The sequence below is a fragment of the Pseudoalteromonas aurantia genome (genome assembly GCF_005886875.1).
Classification (GTDB): domain Bacteria; phylum Pseudomonadota; class Gammaproteobacteria; order Enterobacterales; family Alteromonadaceae; genus Pseudoalteromonas; species Pseudoalteromonas aurantia_A.
In genome coordinates this window covers 82,494-104,780 of the sequence record NZ_PNBY01000018.1, presented here as the reverse complement: position 1 = coordinate 104,780, position 22,287 = coordinate 82,494, and the positions used below count along the sequence as shown (strand labels likewise).

Annotated in this window: 23 protein-coding genes; 8 read left to right on the top strand and 15 right to left on the bottom strand. The window is 43.2% G+C overall.

Annotated elements, in window-relative coordinates:
- Positions 1-273 precede the first annotated feature (273 nt).
- Complete coding sequence (locus CWC18_RS04225) at positions 274-804, top strand: gamma carbonic anhydrase family protein (RefSeq protein ID WP_138674782.1); 531 nt, start codon at positions 274-276, stop codon at positions 802-804.
- On the opposite strand, the gene CWC18_RS04220 is transcribed toward CWC18_RS04225, so the two are convergent.
- Positions 790-1,032, bottom strand: a complete 243-nt coding sequence (locus CWC18_RS04220) for a DUF1488 domain-containing protein (protein WP_138674781.1) — start codon at positions 1,030-1,032, stop codon at positions 790-792. The genes CWC18_RS04225 and CWC18_RS04220 overlap by 15 nt on opposite strands.
- A 2-nt stretch (positions 1,033-1,034) precedes the next feature.
- Entirely contained in the window at positions 1,035-1,853 is an 819-nt protein-coding gene (aroE, locus tag CWC18_RS04215; RefSeq protein WP_138674780.1) for a shikimate dehydrogenase, read from the bottom strand.
- Between the two features lie 30 nt (positions 1,854-1,883).
- Between aroE and CWC18_RS04210 the strand changes: the two genes are divergently transcribed.
- Both CWC18_RS04210 and CWC18_RS04205 read left to right on the top strand, forming a co-directional pair.
- Positions 1,884-2,333 carry a group II truncated hemoglobin gene (locus CWC18_RS04210; protein ID WP_138674779.1) on the top strand — a complete coding sequence of 150 codons (450 nt, stop codon included), beginning with the start codon at positions 1,884-1,886 and terminating at the stop codon, positions 2,331-2,333.
- Positions 2,334-2,438: 105 nt separating this feature from the next.
- A complete protein-coding gene (locus tag CWC18_RS04205; protein ID WP_138674778.1) occupies positions 2,439-4,046 on the top strand; it encodes a methyl-accepting chemotaxis protein in 1,608 nt (535 codons plus the stop codon).
- Between the two features lie 72 nt (positions 4,047-4,118).
- Here CWC18_RS04205 and hemF read toward each other — a convergent pair whose 3' ends face one another.
- The 6 genes from hemF to CWC18_RS04175 form a co-directional block, all read right to left on the bottom strand.
- Positions 4,119-5,039, bottom strand: coding sequence for an oxygen-dependent coproporphyrinogen oxidase (hemF, locus tag CWC18_RS04200; protein WP_138589474.1), 921 nt, complete (start codon positions 5,037-5,039; stop codon positions 4,119-4,121).
- Positions 5,040-5,045: 6 nt separating this feature from the next.
- Entirely contained in the window at positions 5,046-5,672 is a 627-nt protein-coding gene (locus CWC18_RS04195) for an L-threonylcarbamoyladenylate synthase (RefSeq protein WP_138589473.1), read from the bottom strand.
- A complete protein-coding gene (locus CWC18_RS04190) occupies positions 5,627-6,196 on the bottom strand; it encodes a DNA topoisomerase family protein (RefSeq protein ID WP_138674777.1) in 570 nt (189 codons plus the stop codon). Before CWC18_RS04190 ends, CWC18_RS04195 begins: the two co-directional genes overlap by 46 nt.
- Before the next feature lie 97 nt (positions 6,197-6,293).
- The gene (locus CWC18_RS04185) at positions 6,294-6,767 is read right to left on the bottom strand and encodes a DUF494 family protein (protein ID WP_138589471.1); all 474 of its coding nucleotides are present in this window, start codon (positions 6,765-6,767) and stop codon (positions 6,294-6,296) included.
- Positions 6,768-6,769: 2 nt separating this feature from the next.
- Positions 6,770-7,861, bottom strand: coding sequence for a DNA-processing protein DprA (gene dprA / locus CWC18_RS04180; RefSeq protein ID WP_138589470.1), 1,092 nt, complete (start codon positions 7,859-7,861; stop codon positions 6,770-6,772).
- 24 nt (positions 7,862-7,885) lie between these two features.
- Entirely contained in the window at positions 7,886-9,007 is a 1,122-nt protein-coding gene (locus CWC18_RS04175) for a LysM peptidoglycan-binding domain-containing protein (protein ID WP_138674776.1), read from the bottom strand.
- 118 nt (positions 9,008-9,125) lie between these two features.
- On the opposite strand from CWC18_RS04175, the gene def reads away from it, so the two are divergent.
- Genes def through trkA form a run of 4 tightly spaced genes read left to right on the top strand, consistent with a single transcriptional unit; the run spans position 9,126 to position 13,292 of the window.
- Positions 9,126-9,635, top strand: a complete 510-nt coding sequence (def, locus tag CWC18_RS04170; protein ID WP_138674775.1) for a peptide deformylase — start codon at positions 9,126-9,128, stop codon at positions 9,633-9,635.
- A 33-nt stretch (positions 9,636-9,668) separates the two neighbouring features.
- Entirely contained in the window at positions 9,669-10,613 is a 945-nt protein-coding gene (fmt, locus tag CWC18_RS04165) for a methionyl-tRNA formyltransferase (protein ID WP_138674774.1), read from the top strand.
- Positions 10,613-11,899 carry a 16S rRNA (cytosine(967)-C(5))-methyltransferase RsmB gene (rsmB, locus tag CWC18_RS04160; RefSeq protein ID WP_138674773.1) on the top strand — a complete coding sequence of 429 codons (1,287 nt, stop codon included), beginning with the start codon at positions 10,613-10,615 and terminating at the stop codon, positions 11,897-11,899. Before fmt ends, rsmB begins: the two co-directional genes overlap by 1 nt.
- A 16-nt stretch (positions 11,900-11,915) precedes the next feature.
- Positions 11,916-13,292: a Trk system potassium transporter TrkA gene (trkA, locus tag CWC18_RS04155; protein ID WP_138589466.1), complete on the top strand. Its 1,377-nt coding sequence runs from the start codon at positions 11,916-11,918 to the stop codon at positions 13,290-13,292.
- Positions 13,293-13,336: 44 nt separating this feature from the next.
- On the opposite strand, the gene CWC18_RS21395 is transcribed toward trkA, so the two are convergent.
- From CWC18_RS21395 to CWC18_RS04130, 7 genes are all read right to left on the bottom strand, one after another.
- A complete protein-coding gene (locus tag CWC18_RS21395; protein WP_249348286.1) occupies positions 13,337-13,537 on the bottom strand; it encodes a hypothetical protein in 201 nt (66 codons plus the stop codon).
- A 128-nt stretch (positions 13,538-13,665) separates the two neighbouring features.
- Entirely contained in the window at positions 13,666-13,875 is a 210-nt protein-coding gene (locus CWC18_RS21390; protein WP_249348285.1) for a flagellar brake domain-containing protein, read from the bottom strand.
- A 6-nt stretch (positions 13,876-13,881) separates the two neighbouring features.
- Positions 13,882-14,019: a hypothetical protein gene (locus CWC18_RS21385; RefSeq protein ID WP_249348284.1), complete on the bottom strand. Its 138-nt coding sequence runs from the start codon at positions 14,017-14,019 to the stop codon at positions 13,882-13,884.
- 326 nt (positions 14,020-14,345) lie between these two features.
- The gene (locus CWC18_RS04145) at positions 14,346-15,797 is read right to left on the bottom strand and encodes a TrkH family potassium uptake protein (RefSeq protein WP_138589465.1); all 1,452 of its coding nucleotides are present in this window, start codon (positions 15,795-15,797) and stop codon (positions 14,346-14,348) included.
- Positions 15,798-15,847: 50 nt separating this feature from the next.
- Positions 15,848-16,462, bottom strand: coding sequence for a YigZ family protein (locus tag CWC18_RS04140; protein WP_138589464.1), 615 nt, complete (start codon positions 16,460-16,462; stop codon positions 15,848-15,850).
- Between the two features lie 70 nt (positions 16,463-16,532).
- Positions 16,533-17,855 carry a Xaa-Pro dipeptidase gene (gene pepQ, locus CWC18_RS04135; protein ID WP_138674772.1) on the bottom strand — a complete coding sequence of 441 codons (1,323 nt, stop codon included), beginning with the start codon at positions 17,853-17,855 and terminating at the stop codon, positions 16,533-16,535.
- A 107-nt stretch (positions 17,856-17,962) separates the two neighbouring features.
- The gene (locus tag CWC18_RS04130) at positions 17,963-19,849 is read right to left on the bottom strand and encodes a transglycosylase SLT domain-containing protein (RefSeq protein WP_138674771.1); all 1,887 of its coding nucleotides are present in this window, start codon (positions 19,847-19,849) and stop codon (positions 17,963-17,965) included.
- Between the two features lie 275 nt (positions 19,850-20,124).
- Between CWC18_RS04130 and fadB the strand changes: the two genes are divergently transcribed.
- On the top strand, positions 20,125-22,287 hold the full coding sequence (gene fadB / locus CWC18_RS04125; protein WP_138589461.1) for a fatty acid oxidation complex subunit alpha FadB: 2,163 nt from the start codon (positions 20,125-20,127) through the stop codon (positions 22,285-22,287).

Here is a 22,287-nt window from a genome sequence, read left to right as displayed (position 1 = left end):
CTAAGTTTTACTTGACGCTGACTCGTTTTGCCTTGCTAAGTGAGCGTAGCGCTCCGTGTCAGTGGGGTCGCATTATAGGGCACTAAGAAAAAAGCGCAAGCGTTTATTTGAAGAAAAGTGATAAAAACAACGCGTTCGAGCAAAATTACAACGAAAGCTTCATTTTTGCTACTTTTATGCACGATATACGCTGTTTAAATCACCGGTGGCCTAACAGCGCAGTTAGTTTTACACTAACCCCATTAGAACACTCTCTCAAATTGGGGTATTAAAATGCTAAGAAGCTATAAAGGGATCACACCCACACTTCATGAATCTACTTATATAGATGAGTCCGCGGTACTTGTCGGTGACATCAGCATTGGTAAAGACAGCAGCGTTTGGCCTCTTGTTGTCGCAAGGGGTGATGTTAACTATATAAAGATAGGTGAAAGAACTAACGTACAAGATGGTTCGGTATTACACTTAACCCGCGCAACAACCAATAACCCAAGTGGCTACCCGTTAATCATTGGTAATGACGTCACTGTTGGTCATAAAGTTATGTTACACGGGTGCACATTAGGAAATAGAATTCTGGTGGGAATGGGTGCAATTGTTATGGATAATGTCACCGTAGAAGATGATGTGATCATTGGTGGAGGTTCGTTAGTGCCACCAAACAAAACCCTAGAAGCTGGCTTTCTCTATGTTGGTAGCCCTGTAAAGCAAGCTCGACCGTTGAACTCTGAGGAACTTGCCTTTTTAAAAGTCTCAGCACAAAACTATGTACAACTTAAAAATGAATACTTACAAGAAAGCTAATTTAATACTGCCATCGGGTTGATACGCATCATCCTCGATTAGTTGCTCAGCTTGAATTTCATAGTCAAATTGATGCTGAGCAAAATGGGCCAATGCCTTACTTTGCTCATTTATAGGTGTAGTAATAATGCAAGGCACTATCATACCTGAGACCATCGCATTAAAAGTTAGCGTATATGACACCCCATCAAACTCTATTTGATCATTAAACAAAATACCTTGATTCATTATTAACTCGCTTCTCTCATAACTTGGTACACTATTTCTGTATCTGGCAGTGTATCTCGCCATAACAGGTAGGCCTCAGCCGCTTGCCCGACCAACATCCCTAGACCATCAACTAACTTACACTGCGTATTATATTGCGATACCCACTTTAAAAAGCTCGTAGTCTCATCGGCATAAAACATATCATACGCAAATTGACACTGCGCAATCAGGTGAGCATCGATGTTTGGCACTTGCCCTGACACACTCAACGATGTGCTGTTAATCACGACGTCAAAGCGCTCATTCGGAATGTCATCAAGTGCATAACTACTAACGGCGCCGTAAGAGTGAAACTCTTTGGCTAAAATAAAGGCTTTCTCAACAGAGCGATTGGCAATTACTATTTCCTTTACACCCGCGCAAAGTAAAGGGTAAATACAGCCTCGTGCCGCGCCACCCGCCCCCAATAATAATAACCGAGCGCCATTTAACTGTGCCCCTTGGTCAATTAAATCTTTAACTAACCCAGCGCCATCGGTATTGTCGCCCAACAATCGGCCATCCTCTAAGCGTTTCAACGTATTTACAGCACCAGCTAATTTCGCCCGCTGTGTGAGCGTATCAGCTAACGCATAAGCCTGCTCTTTAAATGGTAAGGTTATATTAGCGCCACACCCTCCACTAGAAAAAAATGCTTCCACACTTGATTGAAAGCCATCTAATGGTGCTAAAATCGCTTCATAACTCAGCGTATCACCACATTGCTTTGCAAATTGCTGATGAATAGCCGGTGATTTCGAATGTTTTATGGGGTGCCCAAACACCGCGTATTTATCCATTTATTTTTAGCCTAGAAGTTAGCAACAATCATGAAGCAGTTAATTAAACGTATCTTTAATAAAGATGCAAGTAAAGTTGCAGCGCAACCCGCTCCAACCCCAGAGAAAACCCCTTATGAAATAATTGGTGGTGAACAAGGCGCGCGCGCTTTAGCCAATCGTTTTTACGACATAATGGCATCAGACCCTTACGCCAAACCGCTTTATGATATGCACCCGCAACCTTTAGATAGGATCCGACAGGTATTTTTTGAGTTTCTTTCTGGTTGGCTAGGTGGGCCAGATTTGTTTACTGAGAAATATGGTCACCCGAGATTACGTCAAAGGCATATGCCCTTCCCTATTGATACGGCACTCAAAGTTCAATGGATGTACTGCATGAATAAAAGTTTAGATATAGAAATAGATAACCCTCTATTACGAGAAGGATTGCGTAACTCGCTCGACCAACTTGCCGGTCATATGATCAATCAGCAGTAAAAATACATTATTAATCTGAAAATTAGCGCAATACTTATTGCGCTAAGTCAAATTTAGCCTGATATAAAACGCGCATAATACACGTCTGTTTTTCTCGAATGAGCGGTGCGTGTGAAATCTATTCAACATAAAATTTATGCTTTGCTGGCAATTACCGGTCTGTTGGTTCTGATCGCGAGTATATTAAGTAATAGCCACCAGCAACAAACCCTTGCTCAAGATACTGTTGAGAACAATATTAGGTTATTAGCAGACAATTATTTCGACTCTATCAATACCATGATGCTCACTGGCACCATGGCAAACCGGGAAATACTCAGTAACAAATTACGCGATCACCCCAATATTGAAGATGCCCATATTATCCGCTCTACAAAAGTCAATAAACTGTATGGACAGGGTAGTCAAAATCAATCACCAGCGAATGATGCTGAAATTGCGGCGCTCAATGGCACTGAAACATTAGTTATCGAACAGCGTAATGATGACCGGATCATGACCTATTTAAAGCCGATGATCGCAAGCAGTGATTACAAGGGCACAAATTGCCTTGGCTGCCATCAGGCTAACGAAGGTGATGTGTTAGGCGTGGTACGCATTAGTTACTCCTTAACAGATATAGACAACACGGTTCACCAAAACACGCTACTTAGTACCGGTTTACTCTCTACTATTTTCTTGTTTACCTTTATCATTCTGGGCGGTTTATTCAGAAAGCTATTTATTATCAGGTTAAAAGCCTTAGGTAAAACCATGCGCTTAGCGACCCAAAATAAAGATTTAAGCCTGCGAATTAACGATACTGTCGATGATGAGCTAGGCCGCTTGGCCTGTAATTTTAATAAAATGATGACATCGTTTACTGATAACATTGCTCAAGTCTCCCACTCAGCTAAAATCCTCATCCAATCTGCTGAAACCATTTATACCTCTGCTGATACCACTGAACGCGCTATCTTAGAACAAAAGCAAGGCACTGACTCAGTAGCGGCTGCTATTAATGAACTCGAAAGTTCATCGAGTGAAGTGAAAAATACCACGCATTTTGCCTCAGAAAAATCAGAGAGCAGTAATCACCTTGCCGAACAAAGTATGGCAATCGCTAACCATACTGAGCAAAGTATTAATCAACTTGCCATGGATGTTCGCCAAGCGGGTGAACAAGTGAGTCAGCTACAGTCACAAACACTGGAAGTCGGTAAAGTACTAGAAGTGATCAGCAGTATTGCTGAGCAAACTAACCTGCTTGCGCTCAATGCTGCAATTGAAGCCGCACGAGCTGGCGAAGCCGGTCGCGGGTTTGCCGTAGTGGCCGATGAGGTCAGAACCCTTGCAACTCGTACTCATGATTCTACCGATGAAATAAAACGCACCATCGAAAAATTACAAAGTGAAGCCACACATACTGTAAAAGCAATGAATGCATCATGTGAAGAAGCCGAGGACCGTGCACAGCAAGTCAAACAGGTTGCGCACGCACTCAAAGATATCTCTGCACAAATGCATGAGATTAATGATCTTAATGTACAAATTGCAGATGCCACAGAGCAGCAAAACTTAGCAGCCGAAGAGATAAACCAAAGTGCTGTTGCTATTCGGGATAACGCTGAGCAATCATTGGTTGATGCGCATGCCAGCAAAAATGTCAGTGAAGAGCTGCTAAACCTAGCTCGTTCACTTGATGAGCAAGTTCGAAGCTTTAAGCTCGATTAACTCGATTCTGATCGATGTTAAGCAAAAAGGCACCATCACAGGTGCCTTTTTTATATCTTGGTGCAATTGAGTTTAATTTTGTTGACCCAACCAATCTTGTGGTTTTAAGAAATGATCGTACAACGCAAACTCTGCACTACCTGGTTCTGGGGTAAAGTTATACTCCCAACGCGCCAAAGGTGGCATAGACATTAATATAGATTCTGTTCGCCCCCCAGTTTGCAAGCCGAATAAAGTGCCTCTATCCCACACTAAGTTAAATTCAACATAACGACCACGACGATATAGTTGAAACTGGCGTTCATGCTCGCCATACGGAGTCTCTTTACGACGTTCTATTAGTGGTAAATATGCATCTAAGAAGCCATTCCCCACAGCCTGCATAAAGGCAAAGCTTTTATCAAAGCCCCACTTATTTAAATCATCAAAAAATAGCCCACCCACACCTCGGGTTTCTTGGCGGTGCTTTAAATAAAAATAATCATCACACCACTTTTTATAGTCATCATAAATTGTGTCACCAAACGGTTGGCATAAATCTTTAGCAACTTGGTGCCAATGCTTTACATCATCCAGTACTGGGTAAAAAGGCGTTAAATCAAACCCACCACCAAACCACCAAATAGGCGCTTCGCCTTCTTTTTCGGCGATAAAAAACCGCACGTTGGCATGACTAGTCGGTATATGTGGGTTTTTTGGATGAATAACCAAAGACACCCCACACGCATGAAAGCTTCTACCAGCAAGTTCAGGTCGGTGTGCAGTGGCAGATGCAGGCATGGATTTACCAAACACATGGGAGTAATTGACCCCACCTTGCTCTATTACCGCACCATCCCGAATGACCCGCGTTCTTCCGCCACCACCTTCTGTGCGCTGCCACTCATCTTCAACAAATGTGGCTTGCCCATCAGCTTGTTCTAAGCCGGCACAAATACGATCTTGTAATGACAATAAGAAAGCCTTTACCGTCTCTAAATTAACATTGGCCATAAACGATTAATTCCCTCTCAATACTGCACCAGTCAGTGCGTGCTTTATTTGACTCGGCGCGTTGGCTCCACCTAACGGTGCATCAACGTAATAACCGACTTGTTTAGTAAAGACGCGCTTCGCTTCGTCTAAACTTGCCACAGGGTCTTGGCCTGACAGGTTGGCACTGGTTGACACCAGCGGTTTACCAAATTGCTGACATAACGCTTTAACTGTTGGATGCGCAGTGACACGTACGGCAATCGTACTATGTGCACCAGTTAACCATTTAGGTGTGCTCTGTTTGGCTGGTAATACCCACGTCACACCACCAGGCCAAGAAGAAAAAATATCTTCGCGTTTATCAGTGGGGATCTGCGCATCGTCAACATAAGGCAAACATTGGCTATAATTATCTGCAATTAAAATAAGCCCCTTAGCAACATCTCTTTGCTTAATGGCTAACAACGCTTCCACCGCGTCTTGGTTATCAGGATCACAACCTAAACCATACACGGCTTCAGTTGGATAGCAGATCACTTGGCCTTGCTGTAAAGCGTGTACGGCACTGACAGGCTCTATCAATGTGGCACTTTCAGATGTATTACTCACTGCGGTTTCTCTATTTTGTGCTGGCAGGATTTTTGTGGACATTGTAACACAGCTTTTCCTGCTCTTTGCTTTTCTAACATCACGCCCCAACCACACTCAGGGCAAGGGTGTGCAACCGGTTGCTGATTCACGCTATATTTGCATTTGGGGTAGCAATCACAAGAGTAAAAAAACTTACCAAATTTGTTTTTACGTTTCGCTAACTGGCCTTTTTTGCATTTGGGACAGGCAACGTCTTCTGACTGCTCGCCTTGTTCTTCATGCACAATATAATCACATTGAGGATACCCTGTGCACCCGATAAACATGCCATAACGGCCATTACGGATCACCAAAGGGTTGCCACACTCTGGGCAAGGAGACTCTTCTAAAACTTTAATGTCATGATTATCGCGCTGAACTAACGGAGTGATATGTTCACAAGTTGGGTAACTTGTGCAACCTAAGAACGGACCATTTTTACTGTGCTTCATCACTAATGCTGAGCCACATTCAGGGCACGCTTCATGCTCTTTGTCTAACGCGTGTTGTTGTGCATTGAATAATGAAGAGTCAATTTTGGTCATAGTATCTACTGAGGCTGCACATATTTGCGCCTAATATAACTCCATCACATCTTGGGTCAAGGAGTTATCTTCATTCAACCAATAAACCCAACCTGTATCAATGCAAATACTCGGTTGGTTCATCAAAAATAAGGTCTTCCATTTGTGCATAAGCGTGTTCTTTTCCTGGTACGTTAAACAACACCATTAAAATAACCCACTTTAAATCATCTAAACCAATATACGCTTTTTCTAACGCAAACAGTCTGTCGATGATCATTTCTCGTGTCACACTATCAATCACACCAACTTGTTCTACAAACATAATAAAACCTCGACATTCTATGTCTAACATCTGGCATTCTTTCTCAGTGTATATTCGGATGGCTTTATCTGCAGTAGCGTTTAGATAAGGGACCTCGTCGCTGTGTTGTAAGTCAGCAAGCTGCTCTAACCAATCCAATGCTTTATAAATTTCGTCTTGATTAAACCCTGCCCGTAACAATTCGTCAGTTAACTCGTTTTGTTCAACAAAAATATCCGCTTCGCTGTGGATATAGTTTTCAAATAAGTACATTAAGATATCAAACATAACTAGCCCCTCGCTAATTTGATATAGCCGTTCAATACACGCTCTACTTTATCTTCCAATTCTAGATCGAGTAAACGCGCGACGACTTGTTCAACTGGCCATTGTGTTCTTTGCGTCAAGGTATCGACACTCGTTACCTCAAACCCAAGGCTTTCTAATACTGGGCAATCCTCCTGTGGCGCCTCATTTTCTGCCATACTCTCTATAGTATATAGACTGTTTTCAGACAAAAAGCTCACTTCTTCAAGAATATCACTGACATGTTCTGTGAGTTTTGCGCCTTGTTTCAGTAAAAAATGGCACCCTTGTGATAATGGATTTTTAATAGACCCTGGAATGGCAAATACTTCTCTATCTTGCTCAAGTGCATACCGGGCAGTGATCAGCGACCCGCTTTTAATCTCCGCTTCAACCAATACCACCCCTAATGCCAAGCCTGAGATAATTCTATTTCTGCGCGGAAAGTTACACGCATTCGCCAAAACACCGGGTAAAAACTCACTCACAATTAACCCCCGCTCAGCAATTTTCTGATACAGTAAATGATGACGCTTTGGGTAAATTACATCAGCGCCAGTACCAAGCACCGCTATGGTCTCTCCGGTATTTGCCAATGCCCCTTTGTGAGCGGCACCATCAATGCCACGCGCCAACCCAGAGGTAACCACCAAACCAGACTGGATTAATTGATATGCAAATTCGGACGCTATTTCTAATCCTGTGGGTGTTGCACTGCGACTTCCGACAATCGCAATTTGAGGCCGCATAAGTAGGTCTATGTTCCCTTTACAAAACAATAAGAGCGGTGCGGTAGAAATCTGTTTTAATTGCACAGGATAATGATTATCAAAATATGACACGATGGTGATAGATAAGTTCGCGCAACGCTGAATAACCTCATCAACATATTGCCAGTTTATATTGGTCAATTGCGTAACGATAGGATCGTTTAGACCGAGTCTCTGTAGTTCTTTGGTTGTTGCACCAAACAACGAATTCAAATCAATCTTATCCATTAAGGCTTTAATACTGGCCAAGCCCAAGCCTTTGCATAAATAGAGCGCCATACAGCGCGATAATGAAAGTTGCGACATGCTCCCTCCTTAGAGCATTCGAGTTTAGTCTGCGCTAACAGTATCCCCCACCCGAATCGGTCGTATTGATTTAATTACCATGGCATAACTAATGTCGTGATATACTTTAAAGACCATCAGTTCACCCACCTTTTCCTTAGGCATAGTCCAAACGACGCTATTCTCTGTGTTTTCTTTACCAAAAAGTTCTCTGACATCCTTTATGAACTTTTCTAAACCATTGGCATCTTCCACATAGCGAGGGCCACTATCACCTTCGATAACTGTAGGTGATTGCTTCTTAATATCAAGGATATGTCCTTCTTTTAGCTGTGATTGGCTCCCTAAATTGAGTACAACCACCGCCGTTGTGCCAAACTCTCTTAATTTATTGGTACTCGCAATAATAGTACCTTCACTGATTTTTTCTGGGCGCTCCATATTAAACTGAACTGTATAGCTTTGACCTTGAGAGATTGGTAACAGTACATCACCAGACTTTATTTCTTGTTTGATCATCTCAACTTCAACAGAGGATGGGATGCCTTGACTGAGGTCTCCAGAGCGAGTCACTCGGCCCGAGCCCACTAACCGCGTTTCATACGCCAATATTGCTCCGCTTACAGGGTCTATATACGGCTCACCCTGACGATAAATACCATAATTTGATGCTCGTATTAAATTGCCTTTAACATAGAGGGTGTGCCCTAAGGTAGTCATTTTTACATTATGGCTTGCGCCCAGCACCATAGGGCTTTCTTGCAAAGCATCTTTATCGAGTGCCTGTTCATACTCTAAAAATGGTTCGATCATTGCTAAAGGCAGAGTTGGAATTGCCATATTTTTTTGTACCACAACGCGTCCACTTGGAGATAACTTTTTAATGCCTTTATCGAGCATTAAAATAGGCCGACCTTGTTGATCATAATTTAATACCAAAACATCCCCCGGATAAATTTTATCAGGGTTGCTTACTTGAGGATTCCACTGCCATAACTGACGCCACTCCCAAGGTGTTTTTAAATACAGGTTAGAAATGTCCCACAATGTGTCACCTGTTTTCACCGTGTACTGTGCCGGAGCGTTATTTTTCAAATCTAAAGACTCTGCAAATACCGAAAAAGGGGCACTCATGGCCAGTAGTAGCGCAGCAATTGGGTATTTCATTACGGCTTCCTTTAGTTATTTTTAGATATTATCAACCAAAACCTGTTAAAGGGGAACGTGAATGGCTAAAATAAGAACATACAATATCGCATTTTTTGCTCAACTGTAAAAGGTAACTATGGCAAAGTTAGAAGTACTTAGATTTCCAGATGAACGCTTACGCACTGTGGCGCAACCTGTCACCGATGTAAACGATGAAATTCGTCAGATTGTAAAAGACATGAAAGAAACCATGTATGACGAAAATGGGATTGGTTTAGCAGCCACTCAAGTTAATATTCACCAGCGTATTGTCGTGATTGACGTATCAGAAGAACGCAATGAAGCAATGGTATTGATCAATCCTGAAATCATTGAAAAAAGCGGCTCTACTGTGAGTGAAGAAGGCTGTTTATCTGTTCCGTATTCATATGCAAAAGTTGATCGCGCTGAAAGCGTTAAAGTAAAAGCACTAGATGAAAATGGCAAAGAGTTTCATTATGAAGCTGATGGACTATTGGCGATTTGTACGCAACATGAACTCGACCATTTACTTGGCAAACTCTTTATTGATTATTTGTCGCCACTTAAGCGCCAACGTATTCGTAAAAAGCTAGAAAAAGAAGCGAAACTAGCTTCTCGCGCTTAATTCATATTAATCATTTTTGCATTGGATAATTCAGTGACCTCACCACTACGCATCGTTTTTGCCGGTACGCCCGATTTTGCTGCGCGCCATTTAAGTGCCCTTATTAACTCTCAACATGAAGTTGTGGGTGTTTATAGTATGCCTGACCGCCCAGCAGGCCGCGGAAAAAAATTAAAAGCCAGTGAAGTAAAAACATTGGCGCTTGAACATAGTTTACCCGTTTTTCAACCAGGCACATTTAAATCTGAAGAAGCTCAAGCGGAATTGGCCGCATTAAATGCCGATGTGATGATTGTTGTCGCATATGGCTTATTACTGCCTAAAGCAGTATTAGATACACCTAAGCTGGGTTGTTTAAATGTACACGGTTCAATTTTACCGCGCTGGCGTGGTGCTGCACCGATTCAACGCGCATTATGGGCAGGCGATGCTGAAACGGGCGTGACAATTATGCAAATGGATGAAGGGTTAGACACCGGCGATATGCTTCACATTGCAACTTGCCCTATCACCGTACAAGATACCAGTGCGAGTCTTTATGATAAATTAGCCGAGTTAGGCCCAGCAGCTTTATTAGACACCCTTAATTTATTGTTGACTCATTCTGCCAAACCAGAAAAGCAAAATGATGATTTAGCCAACTATGCTAAAAAGCTCAGTAAAGAAGAAGCCAATATTGATTGGACTATGCCCGCCACACAAATTGAACGGAATATTCGTGCGTTTAATCCGTGGCCCGTCTGCTTTACTTCGATGCAAGCGCAAACCGTCAAAATTTGGCAAGCAACCGTCGTCGACGAGCAAGGTGAAGCTGGTACAGTACTTCGCAGCGACAAGCATGGCGTTGTTATCGCATGTGGCGAACATGCATTAGCGATTACTCAACTGCAACCACAAGGTAAAAAACCGATGTCAGCGCAAGATTTTCTTAATGGTCGTGCTGAGTGGGTAATCGCTGGTACTAAGGTGGGTCAATAATGGCGAATGTACGCGCACTGGCTGCAGAAGTACTTTATCAAGTCGTTGATAAAGGCCAATCACTCAAGACCCAACTCCCCTTAGCGGCAAACAAAGTACATGGCAAAGACAAAGCGCTATTACAGCAGATCTGTTATGGCGTATTACGCTACTTGCCTACACTAGAGCACTACTGTCAGCAACTGTTAGAGCAGCCATTAAAAGGGAAAAGGCGTGTTTATCAATTTGTGCTGTATGTGGGCATGTATCAATTGCAATATATGCGCGTGCCAGAACATGCCGCAGTAGCCGAAACGGTTGCGGCTGTAGAATCAATGCGTGCGCCAGGTTTAAAGGGGCTGATCAATGCTATTTTACGCACTTTTCAGCGTCAGCAGGAAGAGTTAGAAGCCAGTGCCAATTTAATTCCAGTATGCCAATTTAATCACCCAGGCTGGTTTATTAAAAAGCTACAAGCTGCGTATCCAGATACATGGCAAGATATTCTACATGAGAACCAACAGCAAGCACCAATGTGGTTACGCGTCAATCAGCACCATTACACTACCGCTGAATATAGCGAAATGCTTGATGAAGATGGCATAGAGCATAGTGTCGAATCTGCATACCCAGATGGTATTTTACTTGATAAACCTTGTGATGTGTTCACCTTACCTGGGTTCAGAGAAGGTGCTTGCTCAGTACAAGACGCAGCTGCACAAATGGCCGCAAGATTCTTAGATCCACAAGAGAATGATCGCATTTTAGACGCCTGTGCCGCTCCGGGTGGAAAAACATGTCATATTCTTGAGTTAGCCGATGCACACGTACACGCATTAGATGCCGATGACCAACGTTTAGAAAGAGTAGAGCAAAACTTAAAACGCATCGGATTACGCGCGGAGTGTATTCATGCCGACGCCTCAACCCCTGACACATGGTGGGATAACACCCCTTATGATCGTATTTTATTAGATGTACCATGTTCAGCGACAGGCGTGATCCGCCGTCACCCAGATATTAAATGGCTACGCCGAAAAACAGACATTGATGATCTGGCTGAGCTACAAGCATCAATACTCAACAATATCTGGCCGCTACTCAAGCCGGGTGGCACATTAATTTATGCAACCTGCTCTGTATTACCAGAAGAAAATACACAGCAAGTCGCTATGTTCTTAGCCAAGAATCAAGATGCAATCCATCACCCGCTTCATGACAATGACACACCTGAACATCCTGGTCTGCAATTGTTACCAGGACTCAGTGATGGCTTTTACTACGCCAAACTAACTAAACAACAATAATTATAAGTAAACCAATATGAAGATCATTATCTTAGGGGCCGGACAAGTTGGTGGCACACTCGCAGAGAACCTCGTAGGTGAACAAAATGAAATCACCGTCGTGGATATCGACGGTAACAGATTACGTGAGCTACAAGACAAGTATGACTTGCAAGGTGTTACAGGTCACAGTGCGCACCCCGATATTTTGCGTCAAGCAGGCGCAGAAGACGCTGATATGATCATCGCAGTAACCAGCTCAGATGAAGTGAACATGGTTGCTTGTCAGGTTGCTTATAGTATTTTTAATACGCCGACTAAAATTGCTCGGATCCGTTCTGAGCAATACTTAAAATACCGTGAGAAGCTATTTCATAATGACGACTTACCAGTAGATCACTATATTGCACCAGAGCAATTGGTAACCAAGTATATTCGTCGTCTTATTGATTACCCAGGCGCACTACAAGTTCTGCAATTTGCTGAAGGTATGCTGTCATTGGTTGCTGTAAAAGCCTATTACGGGGGGTTATTAGTTGGCTATGCCCTTTCTGCACTTAAAGAGCATATTCCGAACGTAGATACTCGTGTTGCAGCAATTTACCGCCAAGGCAAAGCTATTAAACCGCTTGGTACTACCGTTATTGAAGCCGATGATGAAATCTTCTTCATCGCGGCAACAAAGCACATTCGTGCCGTGATGAATGAGCTACAAAAACTTGAGCAGTCTTATCGTAAAATTATGATTGCGGGCGGTGGTAATATTGGTGCGGGACTCGCGCGTTCACTGGAAAAAAATCACAGTGTTAAGCTCATTGAAAGAAACCATACTCGTGCTGCTCAATTATCTGAAATGCTTGATAATACGGTGGTATTTTGTGGTGACGCCTCTGATCAAGAATTACTCTCGGAAGAACATATTGAACAAGTCGATGCGTTCATTGCTGTCACTAATGACGATGAAGCGAATATCATGGCGGCCATGCTTGCAAAGCGCATGGGGGCACAAAAAACCATGGTGCTTATTCAACGTGGCGCGTATGTAGACCTTGTTCAAGGTGGAGAAATTGATATTGCTATTTCTCCGCAGCAGGCCACCATTTCAGCCCTGCTCACACACGTACGTCGCGGTGATATTGTAAACGTGTATTCATTGCGAAAAGGCGCAGCTGAAGCCATTGAAGCCGTGGCACATGGCGATGAAATCACCTCAAAAGTCGTCGGCCGCTCTATCAGAGATATTAAGTTGCCTGTCGGGACCACCATTGGTGCTATTGTCAGAGATGATGATGTGCTTATAGCCCATGACGATACAATGATTATGTCTGGAGATCACGTCATAATGTTTTTAATCGACAAGCGCCAGATAAGTGTTGTTGAAAAGTTATTCCAAGTCAGCGCGCTATTTGTGTAGCGCTCTGAACCAGATAGAACTGACTCAATCCTATATCAGAAATCTTACGAGTGCTGTTCATGTAAAATAGATAAATCAATTAAATACTCTTTCAGGATACTCTCCATCACCTGCTGATCATCAGTCAGCCGAATACCCAATGCAATGGTGCCATCTTGTGGATGCAGGCTGCAAATCGAGCCAGATAACGTCATTTGCTGATTGTTTTTCCCTTCGAGTAGAACTTTACAGTCCTGCTCTTTCATACTCGCGGTATCCCTACTGTCTTCATGATGAATATCAAATTGCCCGATAAAGAAATATCCTTAATTACCCCAACACAGGAGTACTCAGCTAAATTAATGACCACGGGTATGAGTGTTGGAACACGTGTTTACGCGCGTAAACAATAAGTTTGTACTTGAGCGGACAGCGTTAAAAAAATAAGCCGAGCTGGGTGAGAGGTGATTGATTGAATCGTGGTTTTAAAGGCGATGACTTGACCCTCGCCATGCTCTAAGAGCGCCCAAACGATCACCTTACAGCCTTCCTTAATGTAATCAATTGCAGCGCCAAGACGTTTAGAGCTCGGATGCTTCAACACTAAAAACTACCCATCAAGTTGGCCTACATATTCCGTTTTCAAACGCTTTGAGCCTGCTGGCATAACCACTTCAATATCAATTACGCTCCCTGCGGAGATCTGAGCAAGATGGTGTCCGCTTCCTGTGGCACTGGTCTTTAACATCACTAAACCTTGATAATGTAGTCATTAGGCGGCGCTACTCCGTCATAAATAGCAAGTGCAAACTTACCTATGAATTGTCAATTAAAAACCTATATACCTATAATTGCAAGCCTGCCTATTCAGTAAGCACACAGCAAAAACAGTAAATTAAAGGGCATTATACGTTCAATAACATCCGTTACTTGGCGAAATTTAAAACAGTAGCTCACTGCATATGCTTTAGGTTAAGTCGATGAAATGACGAAGGTATGAATCGACAAAGAGGAAATAAAAATACGAAACAAGAAGCGGTGCCTCTAACGCAGAGACACCGCAAGCCCCTATACTTAACCGCGCCAAAAAGTCGGAGTAAATAACACCAATAAGGTGAATATCTCTAAACGACCAAATACCATCGCTATTGTTAGTATCCACTTGGCCGTGTCAGTAATATCGCCATAATGCGCTGCAACCTCTCCCAACCCAGGGCCCAAGTTATTTAAACATGCAGCAGTCGCTGAAAAGGCCGTAATGTTATCCATACCCGTGCCTAACAACGCAATCATGATAATTACAAAGACAAGAGCATAGGCAGAAAAGAATCCCCATACCGCTTCTACAACTTTGTCTGGCAGTGCTTTACGGCCTAATTTAATCGAATAAATGGCACGCGGATGTACCAAGCGATTAAGCTCTCTCACACCTTGTAGGTAAAGTAAGAAAACACGTACAACCTTCATACCACCGCCAGTTGAGCCAGCACATCCACCAATAAAGCTAGAAAAAATAAGTAAGATTGGTAAAAACAGTGGCCATGCCGCAAAGTTGTCAGTTGCAAAGCCGGCTGTGGTACTAATAGAAACCGCTTGGAATAGCGCCTGATCTAAAGTTTCATCACCATTCATATACACTTGATTTGAAGACAAAACAGCAAAGCACAACACCACCAATGCCAATTGAATGAATAGGAAGACTTTAAACTCTGGATCTCGCAAATATACGCGTATATTTCGACTCGACACCGCCGCATAGTGTAATGAAAAATTCACCGCCGCAATGATCAGAAACACCACACATATAATATTAATGAGTGGGCTGTCAAAGTGCCCCATCGACGCATCATAAGTCGAGAACCCGCCAATGGCGATGGTTGAGAAAGCATGACAAATGGCATCAAACCAGCCCATGCCTGCAGCCCAATAAGATACCGTGCACGCCGCCGTCAGTGACACATAGATATACCAAAGGTGTTTGGCGGTGTCTGCTATACGCGGGGTCATTTTAGAGTCTTTAACGGGCCCAGGTGTTTCAGCACGATACAACTGCATACCACCCACGCCAAGCATAGGTAATACAGCGACGGCCAGTACGATGATCCCCATACCGCCAAACCATTGTAATTGCTGACGATAGAATAGCACTGATTTGGGTAAATGTTCTATGCCGGTAAGTACCGTGGCCCCGGTGGTAGTCAAACCCGAAAAAGCCTCAAACACGGCATCCGCAAGAGAAAGACTTGGAGTTTGTAAAAAGATCAACGGCACCGATGCGAAAAACCCTAGAACTAACCAGAACAGCACCACAATTAAAAAGCCTTCTCTGGCTTTCAAGTCGCCTTTTTCTTTACGGTTGGGATAATAAGCAAGCATCCCTATCGCAATGCTAAATACGAAAGCTAAAACGAATGGCACACCACCACCGTCTTTATAGATCAATGACACCAATGCTGGCGGTACCATGGTAATACTAAATAATGCCACCAGTTGGCCGAGAATTTTAATGATGGTACGAAATTGCATGCTGCTTTTCGCTTTTTATGATTATTAAGACTAATTTAGCACCAATTGTCTTATTCTTTGATAGTTAACTCAACCACACCGTTACTTAAATCAAAAATTTCTTGCCGTGCTTGCTGTACTTGTCGGTGATCAAGACTAATTTGCCAACTCACCACTACCCCATAGTCTTTCTCAATAGATAAAATCGTAAAGTGAGCGTGTAAGTACTGCTCAATCACACCTTGCAAGGCATAATCAGATTCGCCCTCGAGTGTCACTGCAGGAATTTTTAAACTCGTCTTCAATTGTGCCAAGGCATTATTGAGTGAGCCGCCATACGCACGTACCAACCCGCCAGTGCCTAACTTAATACCACCAAAGTAACGCGTTGTTACCGCAGTTATCTCTCCTAACCCTGATCCGGTAAGCACATTTAACATGGGCTTGCCTGCCGTACCGTTTGGTTCCCCATCATCAGAAAACCCATAAACATGACTACCACCAGGTTGCCCAGCCACATGCGCCCAGCAGTTATGACGTGCGTCAGGGTAATCCTCATTGATCTTTTTTATGAAGGCTTTTGCATCATCAAGCGTTGGCGTATGGGCAATATGCACAATGAAGGTGCTTTTTTTTATTTCTTCGTGAAATTTTAGCGTTTCACTGGGGATGTAATATTCTGACATACACTCATTATGTACCTTAAAACACAAGGGAGCATCACGCTCCCTCATTTTAACTCAAACTCATCGTATCTTAATCTAAGTTCAAATCTCGTGTCATATTCTCAAGCCTATCATCATGCACAATGATGTTATCCTCTATTCGAATACCACCGTAAGGCTTAAACTCAGCCACTTTACCCCAATTAATATACTGCTTATTGTCCGTTTCCGCTAAATCACCGAGTAATGAGTCAATGAAATACAACCCAGGCTCAATGGTAAATACTTGTCCCGCTTCAATACGGCGCGTACAACGTAAGAATGGGTGCCCTTCTGGCGGATCTTGATGTGTACCAGACTCATCAGCCATAAACCCACCCATGTCATGTACTTGCAGACCCAAATGGTGGCCTAAGCCGTGTGGGAAGAACGTTGACGTGATCCCTTTAGCAACAATCTCTTCTGCTGGTAGCTTTACGATATTAAAATCAGCTAACACTTGCGCTACACGATTATGGCAATCAATATGCAATTCGCCATACAGCTTACCAGGCTGTAATGCCTTACCTAACGCAATCTGGTGCTCATTCATAACAGACACTAAATCGGCAAATTGGCCTTGCTTAGCAAAGTCATAAGTACGGGTGATATCAGACGCATAGCCATGAAAGTTTGCACCCGCATCAATTAAGAATGAACGATGTTTTGCCGGTGCCTGACGCTCAAAATGCGTATAATGTAAAATGGCGCAGTTTTCATTTAATGCCACAATATTGCCGTACGGCGTATCATTTTCCATATGTGATGTGGCGTTCAAATAAGCTTGTTGAATACCAAACTCTGACGCGCCAGCATAAAATGCATCACGTGCAGCAGTATGACCAAGCACCGCCAAACGATTTGCTTCACGCAAACACACTAACTCATACTGTGTCTTATAGGCACGATGAAAGTGTAAGTAATTCATCACCGGCTCTGGGTTCATTTGTGTAAAACCAAGGGCTTGCCCTACTTCTAAGTATTCACCGATATAACCGTATCCCGCTTTATCGTAAGGCAGAAACTTTTCAACTTGATCAGGCTTTAATAATAATTGAATATCAAAATAGTCAGCCCAAAAGTCACTTGGTTCATCCGGTACTTTATGCCAAAAATCAATTGGTCGATAAAATATTAACTTAGGCTTATCTGTGCCATTTACTACTAACCAGCAATGCGGATTATCAATCACTGGCAGCCATGCCTTAAACTGTGGGTTTACCTTGAACGGGTAATACATATCATCTAAGAATTGCCGTTTAGCCTGACCTGAATGGATCACAAGCCCTTCAAGCCCTTCACGTTCTACGATAGTTTTTGTGCGCTGCTGTAACGTTGCAATATGCTCAGCATAATATTGTGCTAGTTGTTCCACGGTGTACCCATTAAGTTTAATCTACCAATAAATCCAGTCTATCATAAGCGCTAAAAGCCAATCCAGCGAAGTCGCTAGATTGACTCTGTGATAACAGCAGAGTGGACTCATCCACCAATTTTCATATCCAAGATTGGTGCCAATACATTGCCATCGCGACCCATTTTAGTATGGTACACTTGGCGATATGCAAAGACGTTTTTAACGTAATCACGAGTTTCTTTATAGGGGATCAGTTCAATCCACAACTCCGCAGGTATGGCTTCATCGGGCAACCACTTTTTAATGCGGTGGTAACCTGCATTGTAAGAGGCTGTCGCCAGGATTTCATTCCCCTGATTTTTCTTTTTCAAATACTCTAAATAATCGGTCCCTAAACGAATGTTGGTCACAGGCTGAAATAGCTTTTTCTTTGACACACGTTGCTTACTCACGAAACGAGCAGTACTAGGCAGCAATTGCATCAACCCATACGCATCCGCGTGTGACCTTGCATCCGGTGCAAACGAACTTTCACGACGCGCAACCGCAATACTCCACGCCATATCAATATGATTTTTCTTACTGTAGCGCGTGAATAATGCCTCGTAAGCCATCGGAAAACGTAAATCGGTATAATCCCATGCCTCAATTTCAGCAAGCGTAAAAATCGTGCTGTCGTACCACTGTAAGTCAGCCGCTAACATAGAGGCCGCTAGCTTTTCTGCCGTACTCGAGGTATTGGTTAAGTAGTTCCACTCTCTACGCGCTTGCGTGTATCGTTTCATCTCATATAACGCCTTAGCACGCATAAAACCCGGTGCATGCGATACTTTTTCTAACAGTGATGGCGGTACATCTAGTGACTTGGTGTTGAGCGACACAGGCAAGCCAAGCCGTCCAGCCGCTAAAAAACCATAGTAATCTCTCTTTCCAGCAATGCTTTGCCACAACTCACGGGCTTGACCCGCATCGCCCCGACGAGCATGGCTGTAAGCCAACCAATAGGTTTGTCCATTACTTAAATCATTCATGGGGGCAAATAGCGCGGTGATCCCTGCCCAATCTTGATCTTTAAGCAAATTGCTCATCATCCATTGCTTTAACTTACTATCTTGTTGTTTTGGCGGTACTTTATTAAGCCAAAATTTAGCCTGAGGGTGCCCTTTTGATGCTAACGCCAACGCAAATCTGTAAGCCACACTGTCTTTTTGTGCTTGTGTAAAAGCAAACATGGTTTGTAGTTTGTCCCATGCTCGAAGCGCCAACTTCTGATCTCGCCAAATTAAACGACGTACCCCATACACCGCAATTTCAGCTTCCTTAGCCGAGCGTTTTTTGTAACGATATAGACCCGCAGACGCGCTCGGGTCTTGGCGTACCTTGGTGTATAACTCAGCCAAATAAGCTTGGTTATTAGGTAGTAGCTTTTTTAAGTAGCGTAGCAAAGATGTTTGCCCACCTTGGGCCGCCTTGGTGATCCGTAGCCACACCAATGCCTCACTCATATAGTTGGCACTTTGCCACTGCTTAAATAAACCATCACATGCACGCGGCTGAGATTTACCCACTACCCACAAAGGCGTTACCTGATCTAAAATTGCTTTTTTAGGTGCACCCAAATCAAGTTGATATTGCAAGTAACTGCAGTGTAATTCAGCGTCTTTTGTCGGTTGGTAATATTCAATAAATAGTGCTTTTTTACCTCGCTTTTTCAGATACTTTAGCCAGCTTGAACGTACAGGCCACTCTAATGGAGTCCCGTCATATACCGATAAATAGCGTGCAATATCAGCTTGATATTTTAATTTACTATTTCGTGTGTAAAAGGCCATTTCAACATAAGGCTTTAAAGGGTGATCTAGCGACTTAAATGCGTGTTGAAAGGCATTATATTGCCCTGACCACGCGACTCGCTCTGCCGCTTTAAATGTTTTATGGGTGTCTTGTGCACAAGAAAACCAGCTAAATAGCCCAATGCTGGTAGCAGCGACACCTAAGATCCATGCTCTCATAGTGACCTTAATTCAAATTATTTAAGTAACGTGTGGATGCACCACACCAATTGTGTACTACAGTTGTTATATAAGAAAACGCCTCAGCATAGTGACTTACCTTATCTATACTGAAGGTGAATAAAATCAACCCCCCCACCATAGCATCAATATTTATGCTTTTTAATAATATGAGAAATGCAGCACAAATTTTTCATTGCAATTTTTATTTAAAGCGGCCAAACTGGGTGAAATAGCAACTCATCGTACCAGTGTTACCACACGGGAGAACAAGCATGTTATATAAGAGTGAGTCCTTTGTTGTTGATTTCTGCAAAGGCAAAATCGCTGAATTTAAGTTTTGTATGCCAGGTTCGGTTAATAAACTGTCTCAGCAAACCCTATCTGAATGCGCTAAAGCATTTGTCGAATTACGCCAACGTGACGATATTGACGCGATGGTATTCACCAGTGATAAAGATCACTTCATCATTGGTGCTGATATATTTGAATTTTTACCGACCTTCCAGCGCCCAGAAGAAGAACTTATTGGCTGGATAAAAGACGCAACCGACGTATTTGATGCAATCGAAGATCTACCTTTCCCGACTGCATCAGCAATCAATGGTTTAGCGCTTGGTGGCGGGTGTGAGTGGTTACTTGCTACTGACTTTCGCTTAGCCAGTACCTCAGCAAAAATTGGCTTACCTGAAGTTAAACTCGGGATCATGCCAGGGTTTGGTGGCACGGTACGTTTACCAAGAATTATTGGTGCCGACAATGCCATGACCTGGATCACCACAGGTAAAGAAAATCGCGCGAACGATGCACTTAAAGTCGGCGCTGTTGACGGTGTTGTGGCACCAGAAAAACTATTCGACGCAGCCGTCCGCGTATTAGAGCAAGCTGTTCAAGGTAAGCTAGATTGGCAAGCAAAGCGCCAAGTAAAACTGTCACCATTGAAGCTAAATAAAGTAGAGCAAGGCATGAGTTTTGCGATGGCTGAAGGCATGGTTATGGGTAAAACCAAAGGTCACTACCCGGCACCAGTTATGGCAGTAAGAACGATTAAAGCAGCCGCAAATAGCACTCGTGATGAAGCAATGGCCATTGAAAATGCCAATTTTGCAAAGCTGGCGAAAACAGCGGAAGCTGCCGCACAAACCGGTATATTTTTAGCAGACCAATACATCAAAGGCGTTGCTAAAAAGCAAGCTAAAGCATCACAGCTTGAGATCAAACAAGCAGCGGTACTCGGTGCGGGCATAATGGGCGGCGGCATTGCTTATCAGTCTGCTTATAAAGGCACACCGATTGTCATGAAAGACATCAACCAAGCAGCGCTTGATTTAGGCATGAATGAAGCAGCCACCATTCTTGGTAAAAAAGTAAAGCGTGGTCATATGGCCATGGATAAAATGGTCGCAACACTTGGTAAAATAAAACCAACGCTTGAAGATCGTGATTTAGCCAATTCTGATATTGTGGTTGAAGCGGTCGTAGAACACCCGAAGGTAAAACAGACGGTACTAGCAGGTCTTGAAGAACAGCTGCCAGAAGGCACTATATTAACATCAAATACATCCACAATTTGTATTGATGAATTAGCAACTGCGCTAAAGCGCCCAGAAGATTTCTGCGGTATGCACTTTTTCAACCCCGTGCCAAAGATGCCATTGGTTGAAATTATTCGCGGTAGTAAAACCTCTGATGCAACCATTAACGCGGTGGTTGATTACGCCTTAAAGCTTGGTAAATCTCCTATTGTTGTAAATGATTGCCCTGGCTTCTTTGTAAACCGAGTTTTATTTCCTTACTTTGCAGGCTTCAGCCAACTTGTAGTTGAAGGCGCCGACTTTAGTAAAATAGATAAAGTGATGGAAAACGTATTTGGTTGGCCTATGGGCCCGGCTTACCTGCTCGATGTGGTAGGTATTGATACTGCTAATCATTGTACTGGTGTTATGGCTGATGGGTTCCCTGAACGCATGGCACGCCAAGAAAAAGATCCTGTGGCTGTATTAGCGAATGCAGAACGTTATGGTCAGAAAAATAAAGTCGGTTTTTATCAGTATGCACCAGACAGAAAAGGTCGCCTGAAAAAATCTAAAGATGCAGCAAGCCTTGAGCTATTGGCAAGTATTTGTGGATCAAGCCAAGAGTTTGATAAACAAACCATCATTGAACGCTGTATGGTGCCGATGCTAAATGAAGTCCTGTTATGCTTACAAGAAGAGGTGATTGCCTCGGCACAAGAAGCAGACATGGCACTGATTTACGGTATTGGTTTCCCACCATTTAGAGGCGGTGCATTCCGTTACTTGGATCAAGTTGGACTGGCTAACTTTGTCGCTATGGCAGATAAATATGCACACCTAGGTGCCATTTACCAAGTATCTGAACAAACCCGAGAGTGGGCAAAACAAGGTAAAGTGTTCTATTCAGTGGAGGGTCAATAA

Bases quoted from the DNA above. Each gene is read 5' to 3' on its own strand.
- trkA (WP_138589466.1), top strand. From the start codon at position 11,916: ATGAAGATCATTATCTTAGGGGCCGGACAAGTTGGTGGCACACTCGCA.
- CWC18_RS21395 (WP_249348286.1), bottom strand. From the start codon at position 13,537: ATGAAAGAGCAGGACTGTAAAGTTCTACTCGAAGGGAAAAACAATCAG.
- CWC18_RS04225 (WP_138674782.1), top strand. From the start codon at position 274: ATGCTAAGAAGCTATAAAGGGATCACACCCACACTTCATGAATCTACT.
- CWC18_RS04190 (WP_138674777.1), bottom strand. From the start codon at position 6,196: ATGACCAAAATTGACTCTTCATTATTCAATGCACAACAACACGCGTTA.
- def (WP_138674775.1), top strand. From the start codon at position 9,126: ATGGCAAAGTTAGAAGTACTTAGATTTCCAGATGAACGCTTACGCACT.
- fadB (WP_138589461.1), top strand. From the start codon at position 20,125: ATGTTATATAAGAGTGAGTCCTTTGTTGTTGATTTCTGCAAAGGCAAA.
- CWC18_RS04210 (WP_138674779.1), top strand. From the start codon at position 1,884: ATGAAGCAGTTAATTAAACGTATCTTTAATAAAGATGCAAGTAAAGTT.
- CWC18_RS04195 (WP_138589473.1), bottom strand. From the start codon at position 5,672: ATGTCCACAAAAATCCTGCCAGCACAAAATAGAGAAACCGCAGTGAGT.
- CWC18_RS04130 (WP_138674771.1), bottom strand. From the start codon at position 19,849: ATGAGAGCATGGATCTTAGGTGTCGCTGCTACCAGCATTGGGCTATTT.
- rsmB (WP_138674773.1), top strand. From the start codon at position 10,613: ATGGCGAATGTACGCGCACTGGCTGCAGAAGTACTTTATCAAGTCGTT.
- CWC18_RS04145 (WP_138589465.1), bottom strand. From the start codon at position 15,797: ATGCAATTTCGTACCATCATTAAAATTCTCGGCCAACTGGTGGCATTA.
- CWC18_RS04220 (WP_138674781.1), bottom strand. From the start codon at position 1,032: ATGAATCAAGGTATTTTGTTTAATGATCAAATAGAGTTTGATGGGGTG.
- hemF (WP_138589474.1), bottom strand. From the start codon at position 5,039: ATGGCCAATGTTAATTTAGAGACGGTAAAGGCTTTCTTATTGTCATTA.
- CWC18_RS04175 (WP_138674776.1), bottom strand. From the start codon at position 9,007: ATGAAATACCCAATTGCTGCGCTACTACTGGCCATGAGTGCCCCTTTT.
- CWC18_RS21385 (WP_249348284.1), bottom strand. From the start codon at position 14,019: ATGTTAAAGACCAGTGCCACAGGAAGCGGACACCATCTTGCTCAGATC.
- aroE (WP_138674780.1), bottom strand. From the start codon at position 1,853: ATGGATAAATACGCGGTGTTTGGGCACCCCATAAAACATTCGAAATCA.
- dprA (WP_138589470.1), bottom strand. From the start codon at position 7,861: ATGTCGCAACTTTCATTATCGCGCTGTATGGCGCTCTATTTATGCAAA.
- CWC18_RS04140 (WP_138589464.1), bottom strand. From the start codon at position 16,462: ATGTCAGAATATTACATCCCCAGTGAAACGCTAAAATTTCACGAAGAA.
- CWC18_RS04185 (WP_138589471.1), bottom strand. From the start codon at position 6,767: ATGTTTGATATCTTAATGTACTTATTTGAAAACTATATCCACAGCGAA.